Raw genomic sequence first — 18,512 nt, 5'->3', positions numbered from 1 at the left:
CGGTGCACCCGCCCAGCGAACCGGTCAGTTCGAACAGATCGCCAGGTCGGTCCCGGCACGCCCGACCACCGAAGCGGCACGGGAATCACCCGGTCCCGCGGGCACCGGGGCAGACCCGGCGGTGACGGAGCGATCCGAACATCTGTCCCGGATGGTGCGACCGAGCGGATTCCCGCTGCCGGCCGCTCCCGGCCCGGTGCCCTCGCGCGCACCGGATCGCGAACGCAGCAGCCCGGACTATCTGCACGCGCCGAACGAACAGCTGACCGCCACCCCGCCCACCGTCCCGCCGGTCTTCGGTGAGTACACCGGGACCGAGGACCCGGACAGAACCCGGCCGGGTGGCGGGAACCGCTGATGGATTGGGCGTTCACGCCGGACGAGTTCGGTCATATCTGGCAGACCGAGACCGGGCTCGACCGGCGACCCCACCCCATAGACCTGGCTCCCCGCGCCACCGTCACCACCGAGAGCGCGCGGGCAGCGCTTGCGCTGGACTGCCGGTTTCCGCCCAACGGCGATGCCGATCTCACCGGTACGCTGCGCTTTCTCGCCCGCACCGATGTCACCAGGGTGACCGTTTTCGGCGACGAATTCGAGGGCGACCGGCGCCGCCCCGATCCGATTCTCGCGCTCGCCGTCGCCTTCGGGAACTGGGGCGCGGTGATCCGCGCGCATTCGGGGCAGGTGAGCGTCACGGCCTGTCACGCCCGGAATATCGGTAAGCATCTCGCCACCGCGCTCGGGCCGGCCGGACCCGGAACCCTTCCGGCCATGCGGGAACCACGGGAGGCCGTGCTCTGCCCGGACCCCGCCCGGCCGCAGCCGGGCCGGGCCGAACAGCTGCGCGAGATCCTGCACCGCCCCATCGACGCGCGGGGGTTCCTCACGGTGGCCGTGGCCCCGGAGGACCCGATGTCGCCGCCGCCGGTGCACCGCACCTGGCTGGATTTCACCGGCGACGGCCGCTACCTGCTGGCCGCGGGCAGCCATCTGGCGCTCACCCCGGTCGGCGAATCCGAGCTGGCCGCCGAACTCATCCGTCTGGCGCGGATACGCTGACCCGCCCCGGCGCCGAAGACGGTCGGTTACTTCTGTTTGGCGGCCGCCTTCATCTGCTTTTTGAAGGCGCGCACCTCCAGCAGGGTCTCCCCGTCGACGATATCGGCCGCCGACCGCCGCGAATCCGGCTCGGAGTAGTCCCCGGCAGCCGCTTCCCACCCGGCGGGGCGGACTCCCAACTGCTTACCGAGCAGCGCCAGGAAAATCCGGGCCTTCTGGTCGCCGTATCCGGGCAGCGCCTTCAACCGCTTCAGTACTTCTTTGCCGTCGGGGTCGCCGGCGGTCCAGATCGCGGCCACATCCCCGTCGTAGTGTTCGATCACGTAGCGGGCGAGGTCCTGGATCCGCCGGGCCATGGACCGGCCGTACCGGTGGATGGCGGGCGGCGTCGCGGCCAGCTCCTCGAACTCTGCCTGGTCCGCGGTGGCGATCGCGTGGATATCCAGTCCGCCCATCCGGTCGGCGATCTTCTTGGGGCCCCGGAAAGCGTGCTCCAGTGGGTACTGCTGGTCCAGGAGCATCCCGATCAGCAACGCCAGCGAACTCTCCGAGAGCAGCTCGTCGGCCTCGGGTTCCTGCGCCAGACACAACTTGGCCATGCCCTGCTCCTCACTCTGGACTACCAGCGATGATCCCACGGACGCCGCGCCGTTCTCCGCTAGGCTCGCCCCCATGCCAGACACGGCGACAAAGCCACCCACCACACTGGATGGACACGGACCCATGGACAGTTTCGGGTTACGCCCCGACCGTTTCGATGCCGCGGGCCAGGATCAACTGGTCGATATCCGCGATCTACAGGCCACCCTTCCGGGACTCACCCGGCTACGCGACTGGGCACACGAGGTCCTGGCGCTGCAACCGGGTGAGCACGCGGTCGATATCGGCTCCGGTACCGGATCGGAGGTGATCACCTTCGCCGACGCCGTGGGGCCCACCGGTTCGGCGGCGGGTGTGGAACCCGATCCGAATCTGCTCGCCGCGGCCGTCGCACGCGCCGCCGAGGCACGTTCGTCGGCCACCTTCCATTCCGGCGACGCCTACGGCATCCCCTTCGGCTCCGGCGCCTTCGACGCCGTGCTGTGCGAGCGCGTGTTCCAGCATCTGACCGCACCTGCCCGGGCCGCCCGCGAAATCGCCCGGGTTCTGCGCCCCGGTGGCCGGGCCGTGGTGATGGACGCCGACTGGGGGTCGGCCATCGTGCACCCCGGCGACCATCGCGTGGTCCGCGAGGTCGTCGACACTCTCATCTCGGCCACGACCAATCCCTACTCGGGCCGCAGGCTGGCGGGTCTGCTGACCGCGGCCGGTCTGGAGGTGGAGAGCACCGGCTCGCAGGCGCTGATCCAGGACCGTTCGGTCGGGGCCGGCGCGCTGGTCAGCCGGATCTCTGCCATGGCGGTGGCCCGGCGCGTGATCACCGAGTCCGAACGCGAGAAACTACTCGCCGATCTGGCCCGGGGCGCGGCGGCCGGTGATATCCACCTCTCGGTGACCATGTTCGCCGTGCACGTCCGCAAACCCTCCTGACCCCGGGCCTTCCGACTCCTACTTCAGCAGTTTCTCGGTCGCTGCCAGCAGCACGCAGGTCGCCAGGCCGTCCATGGCCTGCTCGAGCTCCGGCAGCGCCGGGAAGCTGGGGGCGATCCGGATGTTCTTGTCCTCGGCGTCCTTCTTGTACGGGAAGGCCGAACCCGCCGCGGTCAGGGCGATTCCGGCGTTCTTCGCCAGTTCGATCACCCGCGCCGCGGTGCCCTCGAGGACATCGAGGCTGATGAAGTAGCCGCCCTTCGGCTCGGTCCAGGACGCGACCTTCGAGGCGCCCAGCCGCTCCTCGAGGATTCGCAGGACGAGGGCGAACTTGGGGGCCAGGATGGCGCGATGCTTCTGCATATGCGCCCGTACGCCGGCGGCGTCGGTGAAGAAGCGCAGGTGGCGCAGCTGATTGATCTTGTCCGGGCCGATGCTCTTCTTTCCGGCGTGGCTCAGGTACCAGTTCAGGTTCTCCGTCGAGGCGCCGAAGAAGCTGACACCGGCGCCGGCGAAGGTGATCTTGGAGGTCGAGGCGAAAACCAGCGGCCGGTGCGGATTTCCGGCCGCCGCGGCCAGCGACAGCACATCCAGCACCGGTGCCGCGGTATCGGTCAGCGGGTGGACCGCGTAGGCGTTGTCCCAGAACAACCGGAAGTCCGGGGCCGCGGCGGGCATCGAAACGAGTTCGCGCGTCACCTCTTCGGAGAAGACGACACCGGTCGGGTTCGAATAGTTCGGCACCGCCCACAGGCCCTTGATCTGCGGATCGTCGGCCAGCAGTTCGGCGATGACCCGGGTGTCGGGCCCGTTGTGCCGCATCGGCACGGGGATCATCTCGAAGCCCAGCGATTCGGTGATCGCGAAATGCCGGTCGTAACCGGGGCTGGGACACAGGAATTTCACGGTGGGCTCATCGGCCCACCGCCGCGGCGAATCGGGGAGCCCGAACAGGGTCGCGAAGACGATGGTGTCGTGCATCAACTCCAGGCTCGCGTTGTTGCCCGCGATCAGATTGTCGACGCCGATACCGAGTAGCTCGCCGAAAATGGCCCGTAGCTCCGGAAGCCCGTGCAGGCCACCGTAATTGCGGCAGTCGGTACCGGTGCCGTCGCGGAAATCACCGTCGCCGGGCAGCGACAGCAGCGCCGAGGACAGGGCGAGTTGTTCCGGCGAGGGCTTACCCCGGGTCAGATCGAGGGTCAGCTGAGCAGCCTGCAGTGTCGCGTAGTTCGCGGACTGGAGTTCGTGCTCGGCGGCGAGTTCCTCAGGACTCATCAAACCGATCTGCGTTTGCCGGGGCATCGTGGACAGCCTTTCCAACTACCTGGTGCGGTGTGCTCGTGCGGACAGCCGTCGGTCGGGCCGCCCCGAGCCACGTTACCCGGGCCACCGCCGCCGCCGGGAGGTGTTGGGATTCTGCACCTACCGGCAGGACAGGGCCGGAGCCGGATGATCCGGAGAGAATTCGGCGTGAGCGCCGAGGTGCCATGCGCGGTCGGCCATCCATGGATCGGCGGTCGTCGAGCACCACGGTGGCGTGGGCCCATCCAGGTCTTTCGTGCGTGTTCGCACCGCCCTCTGCCGATGGTCGGACCCTGCGGGTCGGCTCGCCCTGGTTTCGAAGCGAGTGAGCGCGTGGTCGGCCTCCGGAAGCCGGGGACCATCCAGCGCTCGGAGCGGTGTCGGGCCCGCCGGGCCGGTCGAGGCACACAACCCGAAATAAGGGGACCCCGCGCACCCGGCAGAGCCCGTTGACCCTTGCTGCCTTCCGGCCCTGGGGGAGTTCACAGGATGCGCGCCGCGCGGGATCCGTCGGCCAGTGTAGCGGCTACCCGCGACAGCGCGCCGCAGGGGGCGCAACCGCGCGCACCGGGCCGGGTACGAGCAGGCCCCGTGCTCGCTACCATTCTCCTGAGTCGGCGGGGGATCTTCCCTCACCACACGAGGGGATGGCGAGGATGACCAAGGAGAATCCGCCGGAGCACGAACGCGCGGAGCAGACGAAGTGGTGGGAGACACCGGGTGGTGGGGCCGGTGAACCGGGACCGGGCAACGCACCGGGCGCGGATGCGACGATGGTGAACCCGAACGCCGCCGCACAGTTCCCCAGCGATCAGAATCCGCACGCGGCGCCACCGTACTCGAGCGGGCAACAGCAGTACCCGAGCGGGCAACAGCCTTACTCGAGCGGACAACAGCCGTACTCGAGCGGACAACAGCCGTACTCGAGTGGACAACAGCCGTACTCGAGTGGCCAGCAGCAGCAATATTCCGGCAGCCCGCAGCATCCGAGTGGACAGCAGCAGTTCGCGGGCGGGCAACAGCAGTATCCGAGCGGTTCGAGCGGTCAGCAGTATGCCGGTGGGCAGCCGCAGTATCCCGCCCCCGGCCCCGGGTGGCAGTCCGGTCCGTCGGCGTTCGGAAGCCCCACCGGATACGGAGCCGCGGCGGCCGCCCGTTCGCGGTCGAAGAACAACACCGCCCTGATCGTGGTCGGTGTGGTGCTGTTCGTGATCCTGCTGATCTGCGGGGTCGGGGGTATCGCCCTGGTGAACTCCGACTCGGGGTCCGAGGGGACCGACGGTGACTACGGCATGGAGAACGTCACCAACGCCTGTGACCTCGTCGACGCCTCCGTGCTCGACCAGTGGGCCGCCAACCGCGACGAGACCACCCATCAGGAGGACGCCCCGGCCAGCTATGGCGGCGGCTCGCTGAACTGCCAGGTCAGCAATGAGGGCACCGACTCCAACAGCGCCCGGCTCGCCCTCGACGTCACGTTCGACAGCGAATACGGCTCGTACGGCTACGACGACTGGAAGGAGTCCGATACCGCCACCACCGGCACGGATTACTCCTCCGGGGCGGTGACCGGGCTGGGCGAGGACGCCTACTACTCGGCTCAGATCAACGACTACTCGTCGTTCCAGACCCTGGACTACACGGTCGCCGCGAAGGACAGCAATGTCTCGGTCAAGGTCAACATCTACATCACCTACGACGGTGTGGTGGATCGGTCGACCGTGGACCGGATCTGCACCGACCAGGTCCGCAAAGTGCTCGACGAGCTGCGCAACTAAACGCGAATCCGCCGGTAGCGAGGCTGCTACCGGCGGATTCGGTGGCGGAGGATGCGGGATTCGAACCCGCGAGGGCTGTTAACCCAACCCGCGTTCCAGGCGAGCGCCATAGGCCACTAGGCGAATCCTCCGCCGAGCAGCATACCTGCCACCCCGTCGCATCGTGAAAACGCCCGCTCATACCCGGTCCGGGCCACCACGCGCGAACCGGTCTCATAGCACGAATCCTGTTACCCGGCAAGATATCCAGTAGTTTGCCGCGCTCAGCACCCAATTGTGACGGCCGTCGCGCCCGCTCGCGTCGACGGTGCCATGATGGGCGCCGTGGATCCCCAGGTGATCGAAGTCGTTCAGAGTTCCCCGGCTTGGTGGCAGTCGTGGCTGCCGCTGCTCGGTTCGCTCGTCCTCGGCGGCGTGGCGGTGATCGCGGTACTGGTCAACAACCGGACGAACCGGGATGCGATCGCCGCCGCCGACGAGCGCGCCCAGCGCACCCTGGCCGCTGCCGCCCAGCAACAGAACGACAGCGCCAAACGCCAGGTCGACACGACTCGGCTGCAGCTCGACGCCGCTCATCACCAGGTCGAGTCCGCGCACGCGGTGGCGCTCGGACAGGCCGGTGAGAATTGGCGCCGCGGCACCGTGGTCGCCGCGATAGCCGATACGTTGAGCATGTCCGGTCGGCTCTGCCAGGCGCTGCGGCGGGACGAGGAGTGGACCGACGAGCTCATCGGCGATCTGATCCATGATCTGGAGGACGGCTCGGAACGCGCGAATGTGCTGCGGCTGGTCGGCTCGGACCAGCACTACAAGCAGTGGCGCCGGCTGGCCGATACCCTCTCCGACGCGCTGCTGGCCGCGCTCACCCTTCAGCGCAAGAAACTCCAGGACGCCCCCGCCGAGGAGATCCGCGCGGCACGCGACCACAAGAACCAGTTGCTCGGCGAGGTCCGGGCGGCCGAGCGCGAGCTCATCGGCGCCACCCGCGAAGAACTGGATATCGAACCGAACTGAGCGCTCGGCCCCTCAACCCGCGCGACCCACGTCCCGCACGGCCGCCCGCAGGAGTTCGGCGTAGCTGTCGAGGTCCGGCACGACCACCGGATCGGCGTGCAGCGAGAGGGTGACGGTGTCGCCCATGCCGTGAATACCGTGCGTGAGATGCATCACCGTGCCGAGCGCGGGGAAACCGGCGGTGAAGCGGACCGGGGCCGCACCCAAACGCAGATCGGCCGGGCCGCGGTCGACGCTGGAGACGACAGTGTGGCCGGTGATCCACTCCGGCACGATATCGATCGGATAGTTCCGCACATCGCGCCGTAGCAGCAGCGGCGGTAGTACCGCGGTCACCGCGTCCTGTGCGTCGAGCAGCGGATGGACGGCCCGTTCCCGCCGGGCGGCCAGGTCCGCGGCGATCGCCGCGGCACGCCGCCGCGGCTCCTCCTCGCCGATCGCCAGGTCCACGCCGAGGCTGCGGTAGTTGTTGCGGACCCCGGGCCGGGGCGGTGTCGCCATCGGCACCTGAGCGCCCAGGGCAGTGACCGCCGCACCACGCTCACGCAGATACCGCTGGAGCGCAAGCGATATGGCCGTCAGGCCCACCACGGTGACGCTGCGGCCCGGCAGCCGCATATCCGCCGCCCGGCAGACCAGCATCCGCACCGTATGGCCGGTGACCTCGCCCGGCACATTGAGCGCTCCCGGCGGATAGCCGGGTGCGGCCGGCGGCACACGCCCGCCCGCGGTGAGTTCCGCGAGCTCGGTCCGGGCCCGGCCGGCAGCGAGTCCGCGCCGCAGCGTCCGTGCGATATCCAGCGGCAGGGCCAGCCCCGCACGCCCCGCACGCGCCGCGATCCGGGAACGCGGCAGGGGGCGCGGGCCGGGCGTGGCGGCGGGACGGGGTTCGTCGGTGAACAGGGCACGGGCGATCCGCGACGCGCCTCGGCCGTCGACCAGGGCGTGCGATATCTGCAGCACCACCACGGTCACCGCCGGATCCGGCGCCGGGCTCTCACGGATACCGCGAAAGATGTGCAGCCGCCAGGGGTGTTCGGCGGCATCGACTCCGGTCTCCAGTAGCCGCCCCAGGGACGCGAGCAGGTCGGACCAATGCGGCCGGTCGAGCCGGTGCGTCACGAGCTGGGCCGGATCGGGTTCGGCGGGAACCCACACGGGGTAGGACAGGCCGGTGGGGTCCGGCTGCAGCCTCACCCGCAGTTCGGGGATCGCGGCGGATCGCCGCGCGATCGCATCGCGCAATCGCGCGTTCTCCCAGGTGGATTCGGCAAAACAGTAGAGGAGGAACTGGTCGTTGCGAGTGCGCCGGGACAGCCAGTACATGGTCGCGTCCGGGGGTGCCAGCGGGATCACCGGCCGACCTTAATGGATGCCGCCGAGCCGGACCCATCCGCGGTCCGCGCACGCAAAGGCCCCGGGCCCATCGGGTCCGGGGCCGTTCTGCCTGATATCGGAAAAACCGTCAGGCGCCGCGGAAGTCCGCTGCCGATACTCCGGACAGGAATTCGGCCCACTCGCCCGGCGCGAAGGCCAGCACCGGCCCGCTGCCGTGATCCTTCGTATCACGGACCGCCACGTTGCCGTCTACGAGAAATGCCACCTCCACGCAGTTCCCGTCCGGGCCGCTGTATGTACTCTTCCGCCACACAGCACCCGTCATATCCACCTTCACGGCACTGCACTCCTTCGCTGCGTCGATAATGATATTCGATTCCTGCATAGTTCCTGACTAGCTGGTATCCGGCGGATACCGCCGAATACACGGATGCACGCGCAGATAGCGAGTAAATATCCGGTTTGCCAGTATCGGACCCGCACTTCCGCGAACACACCTGACGCGGTGACCAAAACCCCATGTGAGGGCGCCCCGCACCTCGAACACTAGCAGGTTCACACCGGGTTTGCCGCTCTCTTGCCAACTGGGCCAATACGTTTGGCAACACTGCTAAGATGCCGTATTGCTGCGTAATTGCAGACTTATAAGGATGACTTTGCTTCAAAATAAACGGGAGGCAGCCCACTAATAGCCGAAAGTGATTGTTATGTGATCCGGCGATTATCATTTGTCAATACCCCTACCGCATCGGCCATCGAGCCCCGGCGGGATGATGGCGGCATGCCCGAACGCGATCGAGACGAACAGGGACGAGCCACCAACGCCCGCCCCCGCGACCGACTGGGGCGCCCGCTACCGCCGGGAAGTCCCGGCGTCCCGCGGATACCCGACGATCTGGACCTCGCGCCCGCCGAAGCCCTCGACTACGCCCAGCACCTGCTGGATCAGGGATTGGCCTTCAATGCGCACGAAGTACTGGAATCGGTCTGGAAGAACGGCCCGGACGCGGAACGCATGCTGTGGCAGGGCCTCGCGCAGTACGCGGTCGGCCTCACCCATATCCAGCGGGGGAATGCCAAAGGCGCGCGTACGCTGCTCGAACGCGCTGTCGGACGGCTCCGCGCCTTCGATCCGGCCGGCGCCGGGTACCCGGCGGGAGAACTCCCCTACGACCTCGACGGCCCGGGCCTCATCGCCCACGCCGAAGCCCTGCTGATCGAGCTCGCGGCCACTCCGGAAAGCGACGGCGCCACCGTGGAACACGAGCGTCCGGCGGCACCGGACGGCGACCGGTCCGACCTGATGCCCCGGCTGCGCCGAGGCCTGCCATGACCTCGATTACATCCACCACACCCGCGGGCCGGTACGCGCCCAGTCCGTCGGGGGATCTGCATCTGGGCAACCTGCGCACCGCCCTGCTGGCCTGGCTCTTCGCCCGCGGCACCGGCCGCGGGTTCGTGCTACGGGTCGACGATCTGGACCGGGTACGGCCCGGCGCCGAGGAACGCCAGCTCGCCGACCTGCGGGCCATCGGCATCGATTGGGATGGTCCGGTGACCCACCAGTCCGACCGTCTCGACCACTACGCCGCCGCCGTGGACCGGCTCACCTCCGCCGGACTGACCTACGAATGCTTCTGCACCCGAAGGGAAATCCAGCAGGCCGCCACCGCACCCCACGGGCCGCTCGGCGCCTACCCCGGCACCTGCCGTGACCTCTCCCCCGCCGAACGCGCGCAGCGTCGCGCGGACGGTCGCCCCGCCGCGTTGCGGCTGCGTTCGGCCCGTAGGGAATTCGAGATCACCGATCGCCTGCACGGCCGGTACCGGGGCCCGGTGGACGATCTGGTGCTGCGGCGCGGTGACGGAATACCGGCCTACAACCTCACCGTCGTGGTCGACGATGCCGAGCACGGCGTGGACCAGGTGGTGCGCGGTGACGATCTGCTCCCGTCCACACCACGGCAGGCCTATCTCGCCACGCTGCTCGAACTGCCGGTACCCGAGTACGCGCATGTGCCGCTGGTGCTCAACACCGAGGGCAAGCGGCTGGCCAAACGCGACGGTGCGGTCACCCTGGCCGATCGGCTCGCGCGCGGGGAAACCGTCGAGCGAGTGGTGGGCATGCTGGCCGGCTCCCTCGGCCTGACGGGCAACAGCGCGGCCGAACTGCTCCCCGGTTTCGACCCGGGCCGGCTCCCCCGCGACCCCTGGGTGCTCGACCCCGACAGCTTGGTGGTCGCGGGCCGCTGTCCGTAACCTGGCCTGCGACCAGGTCTTCGGATTTCGAGTTCAGGCAGGCGAGATGACCAGTGGCGGGTACGACCCCAGCAACCACCCCCAGGCCGGGCAGCCCTACGGGCAACCCCCGCAGTACCCGCAGCCCGGGCAGTACGCTCCCCAGCCGGGCCGGTATGCGCCACAACCGGACCCCTACGCTCCCCATCCGCCGCACTACAACCCGCCACCCGGACAGCCACAGCCCTACGGTCAGCAGGCCCCACCCGCTCCGCCGGCCCAGCCCGCTCCCCGCTACGAGCAGACGGTATTTCCCGAAGCACAGTACGGCGGACAGCAGTACGGGCACCACCAGCCCGCGTTCGGCGTTCCCGGCAACCTGTGGCCGCGGTTCGCGGCCCGCCTGATCGACAATCTCATCATCGCGCTACCGCTGGCCCTGCTGCTGAACTTCGTTCTCATGCCGAACCTGACCGGTTTCACCGGACCGGCGGTCAGCTACGCGATCATCTTCGCGGTCACCCTCGTGTACTACGTGCTCATGGAGTGGAAGACCGGCGCCACCCTGGGCAAGAAGATCCTGGGACTCAAAGTCGTCGCGCCGGACGGGGCGCCCACCGTCCCGCCGCTGCTCTCGCTGAAACGCAATATCTTCCTGGCGGTGCTGATCGTGCCCTGTGTGGGTTGGGTGGCCGGGGCCGCGCTCATGCTCTACACGGCCGCCACCCTCGACAAGGACCCCAACCGCCGGGGCTGGAACGACAAATTCGCGGGCGGTACCCAGGTCGTCGCGGCCTGAGTACCCGCCGGGTCACGCGCCGGCGGCGCTCGCGACGATCATCACCACGAACCAGATGAGGCCCAGGGCGATCAGGCCGACCCCGATCCAGATGCCGGCGAGCGCCATTCCGCGTCCTTCCTGGCCGCTGTCGCGGATCTGGTTGAGCGAGATCACACCGAGGATGATCCCGACGATCGACGTGGCACCGCAGGTCGCGAACCCGGCCAGCGAGGTGACGAGCGAGGCGATCGCCAGGCCGTTGGTACCGCGGGTGGCCGGATAACCGTAGGGCTGGTAGCCCGCCGGATAGGCGGCCCCCGCCGCGCCGTAGGGCGAATAGGGCGGCGTCCCGGGGTAGGGGGCCGCGGGCGGCGGGGTCGCGTACGACGGTTGTCCGGGCGGCGGTGTGGGGGCCGCGGCCGGGGTGGACGGGTACTGCGGTGCCGACGGATAACTGGAAGGTCCGGACGGATGCTGCCCGGCTGCCGGGTCCGACGAGACGCCCGACCCCCCGTACTGCTTCCACCACTCGTCGGATTCACCGGGGTTCGTCATGACTACAGCCTATTCGAGAGTTTGATTGGATGGTCGGGTGGAAGATTCGAACAAAACCCCCTTACCCGACAAGTCTGGGCACCCCGCGCCCGCACATGCGGCCCACGCACAGGTGGCGCGGGGGTACTACACACCGATCGTCGTACTGTTCACCGCAACACTCATCATCTCCAATATCTGCGCGACCAAGGGGGTGCAGTTCTTCTCCGGCAGTTCGCTGACCCTCGGACCTCTGGAGATCCTGCCGATCACCACCGATGCCGCGTTCTTCCTGTTCCCCCTCGCCTACATCCTCGGTGACGTGCTCAGCGAGGTCTACGGATTCCGCGCCACCCGGCACGCCGTCTTCTATGGTTTCGCCGCGCTGCTGCTGACTGTTATCTGCTTCGCCGTGGCGATCCAACTCCCCGCCGCGGTGTTCTACGAGAACCAGGATGCGTTCCGTAGCGTCATCGGCACCACCCCGCAACTGGTTGCGGCCGGTCTGGCCGGTTATGTGGTCGGTCAGCTGCTCAACTCCGCGACACTGGTACTGATCAAGGAACGGACCCGGGAGAAACATCTGTGGGCGCGGCTGATCGGCTCGACGGTGGTCGGCGAACTCGCCGATACGCTGATCTTCTGTTCGATCGCCGCCACGGCCATCGGTATCGACAGCTGGGGGCAGTTCGTCAACTACGTGATCATCGGGTTCCTGTGGAAAACCCTCTGCGAGGTGCTGGTACTGCCGGTGACCTATCAGGTGATCGCACTACTGAAGAAACACGAACCGACCTACGCCCCGAGCGACACCGCCCCGCTACGCTCCTGACCCGGACCTGTTGTGCCCGGCCATCGCACCGGGCACAACACACTCCGGTCCGCACTCGGCGACCACCCTCCGGCACGCCCCGCACCCACCCTTCGCCTACTCCGGATGGTCGGCATCCGTGGTCGGAGCCCGCCCCGACCCCGGACCGACGGAGCGTGTGCAGTCGGCCGTCCAGAGATCGGCGACCATTGAGCACAGACAGTGACGTGAACCTGCCCAGGCCGATCGAAGCGCACGACCGCATGCACCTTCTGCCTATTCCGGATGGTCTACCTCAGTGGTCGGGGCCCGCCCCCGATTCTGGAGCGACAGAGCGAAGGAGCGCAGCGACCGAGCGCGTGCAGTCGGTCCAGAGAGCGGCACTGACAATGGTTGTGAACCTCCCCAGGCCGGTCCAGGCGCACGACAACCTCCACCTTCCGTCTATTCCGGATGGTCCACCCCCATGGTCGGGGCCCGCCCCCGATTCTGGACCGACGGAGCGAGGGAGCGCAGCGACCGAGCGGAGGAGGGAAGAATCGGGGTCACAGGGCCCCGACCCGCGCGCCGGAGGCGCGCAAATATTACGGTGCGGTGATGCGGCCCTGCCAGCGGCCGAGTGCTTCGGCGCGGTACTCGTCGAAGTAGCCGCCGTCGATACTGGCCCGGATACGGTCCACGAGGCGGATGGTGAAGCGTTCGTTGTGGATCGTGCACAGCGTGGAGGCCAGCATTTCCTTGGCCTTGAACAGGTGGTGGATATAGGCGCGGGTGTAATTCGCGCAGGTGTAGCAGTCGCAGGTCTCGTCGATGGGGGTGAAATCCCGTTTGAAGCGGAGCGTGTCGATATTGAACCGGCCCGCTTCCACATAGATCCCGCCGTTGCGGCCCACCCGGGACGGGTTCACACAGTCGAAGGTGTCCGCTCCGGCCTCGATGGCGGCGAACATATCCTCCGGTTCGCTGATCCCCAGCATATGGCGGGGCTTGTCCTCGGGTAGTTCGTCGCAGCACCAGCCGACGATGGTGCCGAGATTGTGCTTCTCCAGCGCTCCGCCGATCCCGTATCCGTCGAAACCGGTTCCCGCGGCGCCGCGGATCTCGGCCAGTTCCCGGGAAGCCTTGCGCCGCAGGTCTTCGTACTGCGCCCCCTGCACGACCGCGAACAGTGCCTGATAGGGCCGGTGTGTGCGCTCGGCGGTGAGCCGCTCGTGTTCATCGATGCACCGTTGCGCCCAGTCGTGCGTGCGCCGCACGGATTTCTCCTGATACCCGCGGGTGTTCATCAAGGTGGTGAGCTCGTCGAAGGCGAACATGATGTCCGCACCCAACTGATGCTGGATCCCCATCGACACTTCGGGGGTGAAACGGTGCTTCGACCCGTTCAGATGCGACCGGAAGGTCACTCCGTCGTCGTCCACGGTCGCCAGGCGTTCCTTGCCCTTGGCGATGACGTCGTCGCTGCGCACATCGACGGTCTCCATGGCCAAAACCTTCTTGAACCCCACCCCCAGCGACATCACTTGGAAACCGCCGCTGTCGGTGAAGGTGGGGCCCGGCCAATTCATGAAGGCGCCCAGGCCGCCGGCCGCGTCGACGATATCCGGGCCGGGCTGCAGGTACAGGTGGTAGGCGTTGGCCAGGAGTGCCTGCGCCCCGAGCTCCTTCATCGCCTCCGGCAGGACCGCCTTCACGGTCGCCTTGGTGCCGACCGGTACGAATGCCGGGGTCGCGACGGTGCCGTGCGGGGTACGCAGCACCCCGGTGCGGCCGTGCCGCCCCTCGAGGCGGGTACCGACACTGAACGAGAATCCGACGCCATCCGACACGGCCGACATCCTCTCAGGCAGTACCCGACGGACATGAGCGAGGGCCCTGCGTGGTCACGCTGCGCTACCTCCTCCGGCCCCGACCCGGCCTCACGCCGGGGTCAGGCCTCGACCGCGGCCGCCGCGAACTGGGCGTTGTAGAGCCGGTAGTACGCCCCCTGCCTCGCCAGCAGATCGTCGTGCGCCCCGGTCTCCACGATCCGGCCCGCCTCCATCACCACGATCAGGTCGGCGTCGCGGATGGTGGACAGGCGGTGCGCGATCACGAAGCTGGTCCGGTCGCGCCGCAGTTCCGCGGTGGCCTGCTGCACCAGCAGTTCGGTCCGCGTATCGACCGAACTCGTGGCTTCGTCCAGCACCAGGATGGCCGGTTTGGACAGGAAGGCCCGCGCGATGGTGATGAGCTGTTTCTCACCGGCGCTCACACCCGTGCCCTCTTCGTCGATGACGGTGTCGTACCCGTCCGGCAGGGCGTGCACGAACCGGTCCACGTAGGCCGCGCGGGCGGCGGCGAGGATTTCGTCGTCGCTCGCGGTGGGATCGCCGTAGGCGATGTTCTCCCGGATGGTCCCCTTGAACAGCCAGGTGTCCTGCAGCACCATCCCGATCCGGGAGCGCAACTGCTCCCGGCTCAGCGCGGTGATATCGACGCCGTCGATGGTGATCACGCCGGAGTCGAGTTCGTAGAACCGCAGCAGCAGGTTGACCAGCGTGGTCTTGCCCGCGCCGGTGGGGCCGACAATCGCGACCACATGCCCCGGTTCGGCGACCAGCGAGAGGTCCTCGATGATCGGAGTGTCCGGTTGGTAGCGGAAGGAGACATCGTCGAATTCCACCCGGCCGCGCTCGGGCGGACGGGCGACCTTCTCGACCGGGTCCGGGCTCTGTTCTGGGGCGTCGAGGATCTCGAAGATCCGCTCCGCCGAGGCCACCCCCGATTGCAGCAGGTTGGCCATGGCGCCGATCTGGGTGAGCGGCTGGCTGAACTGGCGCGAGTACTGGATGAACGCCTGCACCTCGCCCAGCGACAGCTGACCCGAGGCGACCCGCAGCCCGCCGATCAGCGCGACCAGCACGTAGTTGATGTTCCCGAGGAACATCGACGAGGGCATGATCAGGCCGGAGATGAACTGCGCCCGGAAACTGGACTTGAAGAGGTGGTCGTTGCGCTCGTCGAACTCGGCGCCGACCTGCTTGCTGCGGCCGAACGCGGTGACCACCTCGTGCCCGGTGTAGGCCTCTTCCACCTGGGCGTTCACCAGGCCGGTGTATTTCCACTGGTCCACGAAATGCGGTTTGGAGCGTTTGGCGATCTGGGCGGTCACCACGACCACCGCGGGCACGGTCAGCAGGGCGACCAGTGCCAGCAGCCACGAGATCCAGAACATCATCCCGAGAATGCCGATCACCGTGAGCAGTGAGGTCAGCAGCTGGCTCATGGTCTGCTGCAGGCTCTGCGAGACATTGTCCACATCGTTGGTTACCCGGCTGAGCACATCGCCGCGGGGCGCGGAGTCGAAGTAACTCAGCGGCAGCCGGTGGATCTTGTCCTCGACATCGGAGCGCAGCCGTTTGATGACGCGGTTGATCGCGTCGTTGAGCAGGAAGGCCTGCAGCCAGCCGAACACCGCGGCGCCGAGGTAGAGCGCGAGCACGAGCGTCAGCACCCGCCCGACCGCGTCGAAGTCGATGCCGACACCGGGGACGACGTCCATCCCCGACAGCATGTCGGCCATGGTGTCCTGGCCCTGGGCCCGCAGTCCGGCGATGGCCTGCTCTTTGCTCACCCCCGCGGGCAACTGCCGGCCGACGACGCCGTCGAAGATCAGGTTGGTGGCCTTGCCGAGCAGGTACGGCCCGGCGATGTTCAGCACCACCGAGACGATGCCCAGCCCGATTATCACGCCCACCCGCACCCGCTCGGGGGCGAGCCGCCGGACCAGCCGTTTCAGCGAGGGTTTGAACGATTTCGGTTTGGCGTCCGGTGCTCCCGCCGGCATCCCCGGCCTCATCGGGCTTCCTCCACACTCAGCTGGGATTCGACGATCTCGCGGTACTCCGCGCAATCGCGCAGCAGTTCCTCGTGCGTCCCGACCCCCGCCATCTCACCGTCCTCGAGTACGACGATCCGGTCGGCGTCACGAATGGTGGCGATCCGCTGGGCCACGATGATCACCGCGGCGTCCTCGGTCGCCGGGCGCAGGGCCGCGCGCAGCCGCGCGTCGGTGGCCACATCGAGCGCGGAGAACGAATCGTCGAACAGATACACCCGGGGCCGGCGCACCAGCGCCCGGGCGATGGCCAGCCGCTGCCGCTGCCCGCCCGAGACCGTCGTCCCGCCCTGCGCGATCGGTGTCTCCAGGCCCTTGGGCATGGCCCGGACGAAGTCGGCTGCCTGGGCGATCTCCAGGCAGCGCCACAGTTCCTCGTCGGTGGCATCCGGATCGCCGTAGCGCAGATTGCTCGCCACCGTCCCCGAGAACAGGTACGCCTTCTGCGGGACCAGTCCGATCCGCGACCGCAGTTCGGCCAGGTCGAGGTCACGCACATCGGTGCCGCCGACCTCCACCGAGCCCTCGGTGACGTCCATGAGGCGCGGGATCAGATTGAGCAGGGTGGTCTTACCGGAGCCGGTGGAGCCGACGATGGCCGTGGTCTCCCCGGGCCGCACCTCGAAATCGATCCGGCACAGCACCGGTTTGTCGGCTCCGGGGAAGCTGAACCCGGCATCGCGCACCCGCACCTCGGCGGGATCACCCCGGAAGGGTTTCGGCAGGTCCGGCGAGCGCACCGAGGAGGGGGTGTCGAGAACCTCGGAGATCCGGTCGGCCGAGACGGCCGCGCGCGGGGCCATCATGGCCAGGAAGGACGCCATCATGACGGCCATCAGGATCTGCATGATGTAGGAGAGCAGCGCGGTCAGCGAGCCGATCTGCATCTCACCCGCGTCGATGGCCTTTCCGCCGAACCAGATCACCGCCACCGAGGTGACATTGCTGATCAGCATGACCGTCGGGAACATGAGCGCCATCAACCGGCCCACCCGCAGCGAGATATCGGTGAGGTCGGTATTGGCCACCCCGAACCGCCAGGTCTCGAGCGGCTCCCGGACGAAGGCGCGGACCACACGGATACCGGTGATCTGCTCGCGCAGCACCCGGTTGACCTGGTCGAGCCGGGCCTGCATCTGCCGGAACGCCGGCACCATGCGGGCGATGATGAATCCCATGCTCAGGGCCAGGGCCGGCACCGCGATCAGCAGCAGCCAGGACAACCCGAAGTCCTCGCGCAGCGCCATGACGATGCCGCCGATGCACATGATGGGCGCCATCACCGCCACGGTGGCGGCCATGACGATGAGCAACTGGACCTGCTGGACATCGTTGGTGTTGCGAGTGATCAGCGAGGGGGCACCGTACATGCCGACCTCCCGGGCCGAGAAGGAGCCGACCCGGTGCAGCAGGGCGCCGCGCAGATCGCGGCCCGCGCTCATCGCCGCCTGCGCGGCCAGGAAGACCGAGGACGCGGAGGCGATGATCTGCACCCCGGAGACCAGCAGCATCCGCAGCCCGGCCGTCCAGATGTAGCCGATATCGCCCTTGGTGACCCCCTCGTCGATGAGGTCGGCGTTCAAGCTCGGCAGGTACAGCATCGCGATCACCGAGATCAGCTGTAGTACCACGATCCCGGTCAACTGTTTCCGGTACGGGCCCAGGAAACCACGGAGCAGTCGGATCAACATGATGACCGAACGCTACCGTCTGCCCCGGTGGGGCGCCCTGTGATTTCCGGCGGGTCGGTGCGGTGCGGCTCCCGGCGGACCCAGGCGCCCGGGTCGGCGGTGAGCGTGCCGATGAACTCCGGCAGACCGTTCGCGGCGATATCTGCCAGGCTCACGTTCTCCAGCACCGCGCGCAGGTTCACCCGCAGCGCGATCCACACCTGCCGCAGCGGTTCGGCCACGCCCGCGTACTGCACTTCCTCGGGCCGCAGGCCGCGCACGGAGGCGAGCGGGCCTTCGAGGGCACGGATGACATCGGCGATGGAGATATCGGCGGGCGGGCGGGCCAGCCGATAACCCCCGTCGGGGCCGCGGCGGCTGGTCACCAGCCCGGCCCGGCGCAATTCGGCCAGCACGCTCTCGAGCACTTTGGGTGGTATGCGCTGAGCCGCCGCGATGGACTCCGCCTTCACCGCGACAGCCTGATCGGATGCCGTGATCTCGAGCAGGGTCCGCACGGCATGATCCACCTTGGCGGTGATGTGCACGACTGACCTGACCTTTCGCTGTG

17 protein-coding genes, 1 tRNA gene, 1 other RNA gene and 1 pseudogene are annotated in these 18,512 nt (G+C 68.1%); 9 read left to right on the top strand and 11 right to left on the bottom strand.

The features are described 5' to 3' along the window. Together ON38_RS01070 and ON38_RS01065 are read left to right on the top strand one after the other, a co-directional pair. A pseudogene (locus tag ON38_RS01070) lies at positions 1–358 on the top strand (hypothetical protein); the annotation flags it as partial. Next, complete coding sequence (locus ON38_RS01065) at positions 358–1,062, top strand: ESX secretion-associated protein EspG (protein ID WP_039821584.1); 705 nt, start codon at positions 358–360, stop codon at positions 1,060–1,062. The pseudogene ON38_RS01070 and the gene ON38_RS01065, both read left to right, overlap by 1 nt. A 26-nt stretch (positions 1,063–1,088) precedes the next feature. Here the strand turns inward: ON38_RS01065 and ON38_RS01060 are convergent, their stop codons facing one another. Beyond that, positions 1,089–1,661 carry an HhH-GPD-type base excision DNA repair protein gene (locus ON38_RS01060; RefSeq protein WP_039821582.1) on the bottom strand — a complete coding sequence of 191 codons (573 nt, stop codon included), beginning with the start codon at positions 1,659–1,661 and terminating at the stop codon, positions 1,089–1,091. A gap of 124 nt (positions 1,662–1,785) precedes the next feature. Here ON38_RS01060 and ON38_RS01055 point away from each other — a divergent pair, with 124 nt between their 5' ends. Further along, positions 1,786–2,592, top strand: coding sequence for a methyltransferase domain-containing protein (locus ON38_RS01055; RefSeq protein WP_039821581.1), 807 nt, complete (start codon positions 1,786–1,788; stop codon positions 2,590–2,592). A gap of 18 nt (positions 2,593–2,610) precedes the next feature. Here the strand turns inward: ON38_RS01055 and ON38_RS01050 are convergent, their stop codons facing one another. Further along, positions 2,611–3,897, bottom strand: coding sequence for an aspartate aminotransferase type Ic (locus ON38_RS01050; RefSeq protein ID WP_039821580.1), 1,287 nt, complete (start codon positions 3,895–3,897; stop codon positions 2,611–2,613). Positions 3,898–4,314: 417 nt separating this feature from the next. Then, an RNA gene (gene ffs / locus ON38_RS34595) (signal recognition particle sRNA small type) lies at positions 4,315–4,409 on the bottom strand. A gap of 144 nt (positions 4,410–4,553) precedes the next feature. Between ffs and ON38_RS01045 the strand changes: the two genes are divergently transcribed. After that, entirely contained in the window at positions 4,554–5,675 is a 1,122-nt protein-coding gene (locus ON38_RS01045; protein ID WP_157181628.1) for a hypothetical protein, read from the top strand. A 42-nt stretch (positions 5,676–5,717) separates the two neighbouring features. Here the strand turns inward: ON38_RS01045 and ON38_RS01040 are convergent. Further along, positions 5,718–5,806, bottom strand: a tRNA-Ser gene (locus tag ON38_RS01040). A 145-nt stretch (positions 5,807–5,951) separates the two neighbouring features. On the opposite strand from ON38_RS01040, the gene ON38_RS01035 reads away from it, so the two are divergent. After that, positions 5,952–6,689 carry a hypothetical protein gene (locus ON38_RS01035; RefSeq protein ID WP_157181627.1) on the top strand — a complete coding sequence of 246 codons (738 nt, stop codon included), beginning with the start codon at positions 5,952–5,954 and terminating at the stop codon, positions 6,687–6,689. A 12-nt stretch (positions 6,690–6,701) separates the two neighbouring features. Here the strand turns inward: ON38_RS01035 and ON38_RS01030 are convergent, their stop codons facing one another. After that, positions 6,702–8,045 carry a wax ester/triacylglycerol synthase domain-containing protein gene (locus ON38_RS01030; RefSeq protein WP_051164241.1) on the bottom strand — a complete coding sequence of 448 codons (1,344 nt, stop codon included), beginning with the start codon at positions 8,043–8,045 and terminating at the stop codon, positions 6,702–6,704. Positions 8,046–8,154: 109 nt separating this feature from the next. Continuing rightward, positions 8,155–8,352 (bottom strand): DUF397 domain-containing protein, encoded by a 198-nt coding sequence (locus ON38_RS01025; protein WP_030524268.1) that lies wholly within the window; start codon positions 8,350–8,352, stop codon positions 8,155–8,157. 456 nt (positions 8,353–8,808) lie between these two features. Here ON38_RS01025 and ON38_RS01020 point away from each other — a divergent pair, with 456 nt between their 5' ends. From ON38_RS01020 to ON38_RS01010, 3 genes are read left to right on the top strand one after another with little or no spacing between them, the layout of a single operon-like run. After that, complete coding sequence (locus tag ON38_RS01020) at positions 8,809–9,360, top strand: DUF309 domain-containing protein (protein WP_083872071.1); 552 nt, start codon at positions 8,809–8,811, stop codon at positions 9,358–9,360. Then, on the top strand, positions 9,357–10,286 hold the full coding sequence (gene gluQRS, locus ON38_RS01015) for a tRNA glutamyl-Q(34) synthetase GluQRS (protein ID WP_039821576.1): 930 nt from the start codon (positions 9,357–9,359) through the stop codon (positions 10,284–10,286). The genes ON38_RS01020 and gluQRS overlap by 4 nt, the downstream gene beginning before the upstream one ends. 46 nt (positions 10,287–10,332) lie before the next feature. Continuing rightward, on the top strand, positions 10,333–11,064 hold the full coding sequence (locus tag ON38_RS01010; RefSeq protein ID WP_039821574.1) for an RDD family protein: 732 nt from the start codon (positions 10,333–10,335) through the stop codon (positions 11,062–11,064). A 12-nt stretch (positions 11,065–11,076) separates the two neighbouring features. Here ON38_RS01010 and ON38_RS01005 read toward each other — a convergent pair whose 3' ends face one another. After that, positions 11,077–11,601, bottom strand: coding sequence for a DUF4190 domain-containing protein (locus tag ON38_RS01005; RefSeq protein ID WP_039821572.1), 525 nt, complete (start codon positions 11,599–11,601; stop codon positions 11,077–11,079). A gap of 37 nt (positions 11,602–11,638) precedes the next feature. Here ON38_RS01005 and ON38_RS01000 point away from each other — a divergent pair, with 37 nt between their 5' ends. Beyond that, positions 11,639–12,412 (top strand): queuosine precursor transporter, encoded by a 774-nt coding sequence (locus ON38_RS01000; RefSeq protein WP_039821571.1) that lies wholly within the window; start codon positions 11,639–11,641, stop codon positions 12,410–12,412. A 563-nt stretch (positions 12,413–12,975) separates the two neighbouring features. Here ON38_RS01000 and tgt read toward each other — a convergent pair. From tgt to ON38_RS00980, 4 genes are all read right to left on the bottom strand, one after another. Beyond that, positions 12,976–14,229, bottom strand: a complete 1,254-nt coding sequence (tgt, locus tag ON38_RS00995) for a tRNA guanosine(34) transglycosylase Tgt (protein WP_039821570.1) — start codon at positions 14,227–14,229, stop codon at positions 12,976–12,978. A gap of 92 nt (positions 14,230–14,321) precedes the next feature. Beyond that, complete coding sequence (locus tag ON38_RS00990; protein ID WP_051164239.1) at positions 14,322–16,232, bottom strand: ABC transporter ATP-binding protein; 1,911 nt, start codon at positions 16,230–16,232, stop codon at positions 14,322–14,324. After that, positions 16,229–17,962 carry an ABC transporter ATP-binding protein gene (locus ON38_RS00985; protein ID WP_039821608.1) on the bottom strand — a complete coding sequence of 578 codons (1,734 nt, stop codon included), beginning with the start codon at positions 17,960–17,962 and terminating at the stop codon, positions 16,229–16,231. The genes ON38_RS00990 and ON38_RS00985 overlap by 4 nt, the downstream gene beginning before the upstream one ends. After that, positions 17,956–18,489: an RrF2 family transcriptional regulator gene (locus ON38_RS00980; protein ID WP_051164238.1), complete on the bottom strand. Its 534-nt coding sequence runs from the start codon at positions 18,487–18,489 to the stop codon at positions 17,956–17,958. Before ON38_RS00980 ends, ON38_RS00985 begins: the two co-directional genes overlap by 7 nt. Positions 18,490–18,512: the final 23 nt, after the last annotated feature.

Source organism: Nocardia testacea NBRC 100365 (genome assembly GCF_000308775.1).
Lineage (GTDB): Bacteria > Actinomycetota > Actinomycetes > Mycobacteriales > Mycobacteriaceae > Nocardia > Nocardia testacea.
The sequence above is the reverse complement of the archived record's forward strand: the minus strand, read 5'-3'. Positions and strand labels throughout refer to the sequence as shown.

Coding starts and splice junctions, on each gene's coding strand:
- ON38_RS01065 (WP_039821584.1), top strand. CDS start 358: ATGGATTGGGCGTTCACGCCGGACGAGTTCGGTCATATCTGGCAGACC.
- ON38_RS01060 (WP_039821582.1), bottom strand. CDS start 1,661: ATGGCCAAGTTGTGTCTGGCGCAGGAACCCGAGGCCGACGAGCTGCTC.
- ON38_RS01055 (WP_039821581.1), top strand. CDS start 1,786: ATGGACAGTTTCGGGTTACGCCCCGACCGTTTCGATGCCGCGGGCCAG.
- ON38_RS01050 (WP_039821580.1), bottom strand. CDS start 3,897: ATGCCCCGGCAAACGCAGATCGGTTTGATGAGTCCTGAGGAACTCGCC.
- ON38_RS01045 (WP_157181628.1), top strand. CDS start 4,554: ATGACCAAGGAGAATCCGCCGGAGCACGAACGCGCGGAGCAGACGAAG.
- ON38_RS01025 (WP_030524268.1), bottom strand. CDS start 8,352: ATGACGGGTGCTGTGTGGCGGAAGAGTACATACAGCGGCCCGGACGGG.
- ON38_RS01020 (WP_083872071.1), top strand. CDS start 8,809: ATGCCCGAACGCGATCGAGACGAACAGGGACGAGCCACCAACGCCCGC.
- gluQRS (WP_039821576.1), top strand. CDS start 9,357: ATGACCTCGATTACATCCACCACACCCGCGGGCCGGTACGCGCCCAGT.
- ON38_RS01010 (WP_039821574.1), top strand. CDS start 10,333: ATGACCAGTGGCGGGTACGACCCCAGCAACCACCCCCAGGCCGGGCAG.
- ON38_RS01005 (WP_039821572.1), bottom strand. CDS start 11,601: ATGACGAACCCCGGTGAATCCGACGAGTGGTGGAAGCAGTACGGGGGG.
- tgt (WP_039821570.1), bottom strand. CDS start 14,229: ATGTCGGCCGTGTCGGATGGCGTCGGATTCTCGTTCAGTGTCGGTACC.
- ON38_RS00990 (WP_051164239.1), bottom strand. CDS start 16,232: ATGAGGCCGGGGATGCCGGCGGGAGCACCGGACGCCAAACCGAAATCG.
- ON38_RS00985 (WP_039821608.1), bottom strand. CDS start 17,962: ATGTTGATCCGACTGCTCCGTGGTTTCCTGGGCCCGTACCGGAAACAG.